The organism is Phenylobacterium sp., from assembly GCF_030693405.1.
Taxonomy (GTDB): Bacteria; Pseudomonadota; Alphaproteobacteria; order Caulobacterales; family Caulobacteraceae; genus Phenylobacterium.
Map to the genome: position 1 here is coordinate 1 of NZ_JAUYAW010000073.1, position 3,255 is coordinate 3,255.

General features: G+C 68.2%; 2 protein-coding genes and 1 pseudogene. All 3 read left to right on the top strand.

The window, feature by feature from the left end; all coding sequences use genetic code 11:
- A pseudogene (locus Q8N19_RS15960) lies at positions 1 to 456 on the top strand (MFS transporter); the annotation flags it as partial.
- Positions 457 to 473: 17 nt separating this feature from the next.
- Positions 474 to 2,930 (top strand): nitrite reductase large subunit NirB, encoded by a 2,457-nt coding sequence (gene nirB, locus Q8N19_RS15965; protein ID WP_305592370.1) that lies wholly within the window; start codon positions 474 to 476, stop codon positions 2,928 to 2,930.
- A partial coding sequence (locus Q8N19_RS15970; RefSeq protein ID WP_305592372.1) for a nitrite reductase (NAD(P)H) small subunit occupies positions 2,927 to 3,255 on the top strand: 329 nt, incomplete at its 3' end. The genes nirB and Q8N19_RS15970, both read left to right, overlap by 4 nt.

Sequence of the window (3,255 nt, forward strand, 5' to 3'; positions counted from 1 at the left end):
TTCGCCGGCTCCTTCGCCCGGCCCGTCGGTGGGGGGCTTGCAGATCGCTACGGCGGGGTGCGGACCCTGACCGTAGTCTATCTTCTGGCCGCCGCGGGCCTGGCCGTCGCCAGCTTCCACATGGCCGACCCCTATGTGGCCTTGGGCGTGATCATGTTCGCCATGATGGCCCTGGGCGCCGGCAACGGGGCGGTTTTCCAGCTCGCGCCACAGCGGTTCCGCAACGAGATCGGCGTGGTCACCGGCCTGGTCGGCATGACCGGCGGGGTTGGTGGCTTTTACCTCGCCGCCAGTCTCGGCTGGGCCAAGCAGACCACCGGCTCCTATCAGGCCGGCCTATTGGGCTTTGCGTTCATGGCGCTGATGGCCTGCCTGGCCCTCAACCTGGTCAAGGGTCAGTGGCGCCGGACCTGGCATGAGCTGGCCGGCCCCTCATCCGTCCCGATCCGTCTTTAGTTCGGCAGGAGATCCCCATGACCAAGCAATGTCTTGTCGTCATCGGCAACGGCATGGCCGGCTGCCGCGCGGTGGAGGAGGTGCTCAAGCGCGACCCCGACCGCTACGAGATCACCATCTTCGGCACCGAGCCCCGGGTGAACTACGACCGCATCATGCTCTCGCCCGTCCTGGCCGGCGAGAAGGCCTTCGCCGACATCGTCCTCAATGACGAGGCCTGGTACCGGGAGCACGCCATCACCCTCCACGCCGGCTGCGCCGTCTCCGAGATCGACCGCGAGGCCAGGGTGGTGCGGGCGAGCGACGGGACGCAGGCGGCCTATGACCGCCTGATCCTGGCCACCGGCTCCGACCCCGTGCGCCTGCCGCTGCCGGGCGTGGACCTGGCCGGCGTCGTCACCTTCCGCGACCTGGACGATGTGGAGGCCATGGTGGTCGCCGCCGACGCGGGCGGCGAGGCCGTGGTGATCGGCGGCGGCCTGCTGGGTCTGGAGGCCGCCTACGGCCTGGCCAGGCGCGGCATGCGGGCCACGGTCATCCACCTGATGGACGTGCTGATGGAGCGCCAGCTCGACGAGTCGGCGGGCTTCCTGCTGCGCAGCGCCTTGACCGATCGCGGGGTGGAGACCGTTCTGGGCGCTCAGTCCGAGGCGATCCTGGGCGAGGACGGCAAGGTCAGCGGGCTGCAGCTCAAGGACGGCCGGATCATCCCCTGCAGCCTGTTGGTCATGGCCGTGGGCATTCGCCCCAATACGGCGCTGGCGGCGAACTGCGGCCTGAACGTCGGCCGCGGCGTGGTGGTGGACGACCAGATGCGCACCTCTGATCCCGACATCTTCGCGATTGGCGAGTGCGCCGAACATCGCGGGATCGCCTATGGCCTGGTGGCGCCCATCTGGGAGATGTGCCGCACGCTCGCCGACGTGCTGACCGGGGTGGAGAACTGCGCCTATGGCGGGTCGGTCCTGCAGACGCGGCTGAAGGTCTCCGGCGTCGACGTCTTTTCCGCGGGCCGCTTCTCCGGCGGCGAGGGTTGCGAGGACGTGGTGTTCCGCGACGCCGGCCGTGGGGTCTACAAGCGCGTGGTCCTGGAACAGGGGCGGGTGGCCGGCGCGGTGTTGTTCGGCGACGTGATCGACGGCGGCTGGTACTTCGACCTGATGAAGTCGCAGGCCGATGTCAGCGAGCTTCGCGAAACCCTCATCTTCGGTCAGGCGGTGACGGAGGCGCTCCGCGGCGTGGACCCTAAGAGCGCCGTTGCGGCCATGGCAGACTCCCAGGAGATCTGCGGCTGCAACGGCGTGTGCAAGGGCGCCATCACCAGCGCCATCGGTGATCTCGGCCTGGCCACGCTGGAGGATGTCCGCGCCCACACCAAGGCCTCGGCCTCCTGCGGGTCATGCACCCCGCTGGTGGAGAAGCTGCTGGCCGTCACCCTGGGCGACGCCTTCCAGGCGCAGACCGGACCAAAGCCCGTCTGCGGCTGCACCCATCACGGCCATGAGGTGGTGCGCAAGCGCATTGTCTCGGAAGGCCTGAAGTCGATCCCGGCGGTGATGCAGGCCCTGGAATGGACGACGCCCGAGGGCTGCGCCAGCTGCCGGCCGGCGCTCAACTACTATCTGATCTGCGCTTGGCCCGGCGACTACCAGGACGACAAGCAGTCGCGCTTCGTCAATGAGCGGGTCCACGCCAACATCCAGAAGGATGGCACCTATTCGGTGGTGCCGCGAATGTGGGGGGGCATGACATCGCCCCAGGAGCTGCGGGCCATCGCCGATGTGGCCGACAAGTTCGCGATTCCCGCGGTCAAGGTCACTGGCGGCCAGCGCATCGATCTGCTGGGCGTGAAGAAGGACGACCTTCCCGCGGTCTGGGCCGATCTCAACGCGGCCGGCATGGTCTCAGGCCACGCCTACGCCAAGGGTCTTCGGACGGTGAAGACCTGTGTGGGCACGGACTGGTGTCGCTTCGGGACCCAGGATTCCACCGGCCTCGGCGTGCGACTGGAGAAGTTCATGTGGGGGTCCTGGGCCCCGGCCAAGGTCAAGCTTGCGGTGTCAGGCTGCCCGCGCAACTGCGCCGAAGCCACCTGCAAGGACATCGGCGTGGTCTGTGTGGACTCCGGCTTCGAGATCCACATCGGTGGTGCGGCAGGGCTCCATATCCAGGGGACTCAGCTGCTGACCAAGGTCGCCAGCGAGGACGAGGCCGTCTGGACCATCTGCGCCATCACCCAGCTCTATCGCGAGGAGGGCTGGTACCTGGAGCGCATCTACAAATGGATGGCGAGGGTCGGCCTAGAGACGATCCGCGCTCAGGTCGAGGACCTGGAGGCTCGCAAGGCGCTCTACGACCGCTTCGCCTATTCGCAGCGCTTTTCCCGCACCGACCCCTGGGCCGAACGGGTCGCGGGTCGCCATGCCGAGGAGTTCAATCCGCTCAGCCGCCGCCTGGAGTTCGAACCCGCATGAACGCTCTGGTCAAGGATCCCCAGGTCACCTGGATCGATGTTGGCGCCGACACCGACATTCCCCGCCGCGGCGCCCGGCGTCTGAAAGGACCGCGCGGAGAGATCGCCATCTTCCGCACCGGCGACGGCCAGGTCTTCGCCCTCATGGACGCCTGCCCGCACAAGGGTGGGCCGCTTAGCCAGGGCATCGTCCATGGCGCCTCGGTGACCTGTCCCCTCCACGGGCGGGTGATCGACCTGGCTACCGGCGAGTCCCTGGGCGCCGACGCCGGCAAGGGGTGCGCTCCGGTCGTACCGCTCGAGGTGCGTGAGGGGCGCTTGTTCAT